Here is a 2,858-nt window from a genome sequence, read left to right as displayed (position 1 = left end):
CAATCAAATTCGGTATTTAAGCAAACATATCAACGTTTAGTGGCTGCTGGAAAATCTAAAAAAGTCGCCATAATAGCCTGTGTCAGAAAGATGATTGTGATCCTAAATTCAATGCTTCGGGACGGAGTTTTATGGGAAGCGCCGAAAACTTAAAATTAGTTATTGACACCATAGTCTCTTATGTGGGCTCCCTATTTTCAACACCTTTTTACACTTAACGATATTTGCTTGCTTATGTACGAGCTCTAAATGAGGAGCTACCTCGGCTCTATGATAATTTCGCTAATTAGGGTGCAATGCTTGTTAGCGAGTTTCAAATTACTCATGAGACTATTCTGCATCACCTAATTCTTTATTCATTAAGCGTTATTGGGTGTTAAAAAATTTAAATAGACCGATATTCTGTACCATTTTTTAGCATAGAAAATGCTGTTCTCACATTTTTATTCGCTAGTGCTACCGCTGCACATTTCTTTCCTCGCCTTACCATTAAAGCTTTTAACCAGTTTTCTTTCTGAGTTCTAGGCTCTCGTTTTTCCAATTGCTGTATAACCGCCATTGCACCTGTAATAAGCAAACTTCTAATCCCTGTATTTTTACGCTTACCTATCGAGCCTATTTTTACTTTACCGCCTGAACTATGTTGCACAGGGGTCACTCCAATACATGCTGCTACATCACGTCCTTGCTTAAATTCGCTATAATCTTGCTCTGCAATTTTAATATATAAGTTGATCGCATTTAGAAAGCCAATTCCTTCAATTTTCATCAACTTCTTACAGTCTGGTGTATTGTTGACCCATTCTTCTAAAGCATGATTGTAACTTTCTAATGCTAAACAAATTTGTTGGTATAAAATCAACGATTGGTGAAGCATTGACCTGAACGTTACATGCAATCCATTTTCAGCATCTTCCAAAGCAGATTCAATCGCACAAATTAACTTGCACTCTCCACGACCCACAGTAATATTAAATTCACGTAATAACCCGCCCAACTGATTTTTTAGTGCTGTTTTTTGTTTGATGCACTGTTCACGCAACCTCAGTATAGATTGGGCTTGTTGTTGGTGAGTCGTTTTACTCGAAACAAAATGAATATCAGGCAAAAGACTTGCTTGAACTATAGCTAATGCATCATTTTTGTCCGTCTTTTGATTTTGACGAACAGCCATAACTAAACGGGTCGAAATCAACTTAGCTTCATGCCCAACTGAACGACAAAATTGAACCCAATAGTTAGAACCACTGCAAGACTCAAATACAATTAAACTTGGAGACTGTTGAACTAAAAACTCAGTGAACTGTTGAGGTGTCAACTCTATGTTAGAGCGCACCTTTTTGTTTATATACACACAAACTTGGATAGCTTTAGTCGCTAAGTCAACCCCGATAACTGTATTATGCATTTTGCTTCTCCCAATATAAAGGCTCACACCATAAGGTTAGCCATAAATCAAATCGGGAGCCCAATTATCTTGTTAGGCATTTTTTTGCACTAAACCCAATTCTATTAGCGACTCAACAATGTATTCCATATTTTCGTTAACTTTTGCGTTTTCTGCTTTTTTATCATACAAAAGAACGAGCAATTCCATAGTTCGTTGATAAGCAATCATTGAGTTCGTGTATTTGTATGCGGAAAAACGCCAATCTACTGATTCAGATATATCAGGACGAGTGCATACTTGACGAATTTCGTGCGAAGAATGAACCACTTTATCTCGAAACTCCATTATAGACTTTATATTGCGTTTAGCTCCCTTCACAAAGTTTTTATCTAATTTGTATACTCGTCTTATGATTTCGACTATTTGCGCCGAACGCGGTGTTCTTTTGCTTTTCCAAAGATCAATATCAGCTTGCGATATATTGGCGAATTCTTTTAATTGATCATACAACGCATCTAAAGCAGAACCACAAGCGACAAATACTTGTATGCTAGTTGACAATTCATCTAGCAATAAGGATTGTTTATTAACGTCTTTTTCATTCCACTGCTCTGAAATTTTTATATTGGCTTTTTTGGTAAGGATCAAGTTGTCATACGCTATTTTCAACCAGATTGGTAACATATTGTATGAAGTAGATAAATTGAGATTTGCTCCTGAAATACCATTTTCATCAAAGTTGGTACTTAAATCACCATCTTGAATACCAACTTTCATTCCTTTAAAAAGCAATAAGCCCACTAAACAACTCCACTTAAACCAAAATTCCTAACGCTCAACTTAGGGGCAAATACACGTAGGCTAAAATTGAAGCGAAGCGACTGAGCCTACGTGTATTTGTCCCAGCCCGCTTGCGGGCGACTACAGTGGTTTGTTATACACTTTTTTCAACGAAGTGCATACCCCAACGGTTTGATGCAGAAAGCATGAACCCGAAATAAACTATTGAAAATACGCAACCTAGGAATGCTTCGCTGCCACTTTGAAATAAAATGGATCTAGAGAAGCCAACAAGGAGGCAGAACAAAGAAATAAACCAAATGGCTTTCATTACGTTGTCGTAAACATGATTTTTTAGAATGCCGCTATGTTCTTGGAAGCTGAAGAAGAAGCTGGCAATTTTATGAGTGAGCCAAGACGCAAGAAATGATGCGAGAGTAATGAAGATTGCAGCCACTTTGTCTTGAGTTACAAGACCTATTATGAGTGCTGTAACACACCAAGCTAACGGCAATTTCAGCCCTAACTTTTGAGTGATGAGAAGATATTTAGGTTTTTCAGACAGCATTTCTTTCCTTGATGCTCAAAGCGTATAACGAGACTGTAGAAAAACCTGTTTTAAAGCTCCGGTTTAGTCACAATCTGCTTAATAATTAATTTGATATTTACTTTTACCTATTTTTCTCAA

Annotated in this window: 3 protein-coding genes and 1 pseudogene; 1 reads left to right on the top strand and 3 read right to left on the bottom strand. The window is 37.1% G+C overall.

Annotation, left to right across the window (positions count from 1 at the left end):
* Positions 1-153: pseudogene (locus N7931_RS19080) on the top strand (IS110 family transposase); the annotation flags it as partial.
* Positions 154-385: 232 nt separating this feature from the next.
* On the opposite strand, the gene N7931_RS19075 reads toward N7931_RS19080, so the two are convergent.
* The 3 genes from N7931_RS19075 to N7931_RS19065 all read right to left on the bottom strand — a co-directional run bounded on the left by N7931_RS19075 (position 386) and on the right by N7931_RS19065 (position 2,738).
* The gene (locus N7931_RS19075) at positions 386-1,408 is read right to left on the bottom strand and encodes an IS110 family transposase (protein ID WP_262795929.1); all 1,023 of its coding nucleotides are present in this window, start codon (positions 1,406-1,408) and stop codon (positions 386-388) included.
* Positions 1,409-1,480: 72 nt separating this feature from the next.
* Entirely contained in the window at positions 1,481-2,191 is a 711-nt protein-coding gene (locus N7931_RS19070) for a hypothetical protein (RefSeq protein ID WP_262795928.1), read from the bottom strand.
* Between the two features lie 133 nt (positions 2,192-2,324).
* Positions 2,325-2,738, bottom strand: a complete 414-nt coding sequence (locus tag N7931_RS19065) for a hypothetical protein (RefSeq protein WP_262795927.1) — start codon at positions 2,736-2,738, stop codon at positions 2,325-2,327.
* Positions 2,739-2,858: the final 120 nt, after the last annotated feature.

Origin of the sequence: Catenovulum sp. 2E275, assembly GCF_025515275.1 — a bacterium.
In the GTDB taxonomy this organism is placed as follows: Bacteria; Pseudomonadota; Gammaproteobacteria; order Enterobacterales; family Alteromonadaceae; genus Catenovulum.
The sequence above is the reverse complement of the archived record's forward strand: the minus strand, read 5'-3'. Positions and strand labels throughout refer to the sequence as shown.

Coding starts and splice junctions, on each gene's coding strand:
- N7931_RS19075 (WP_262795929.1), bottom strand. CDS start 1,408: ATGCATAATACAGTTATCGGGGTTGACTTAGCGACTAAAGCTATCCAA.
- N7931_RS19065 (WP_262795927.1), bottom strand. CDS start 2,738: ATGCTGTCTGAAAAACCTAAATATCTTCTCATCACTCAAAAGTTAGGG.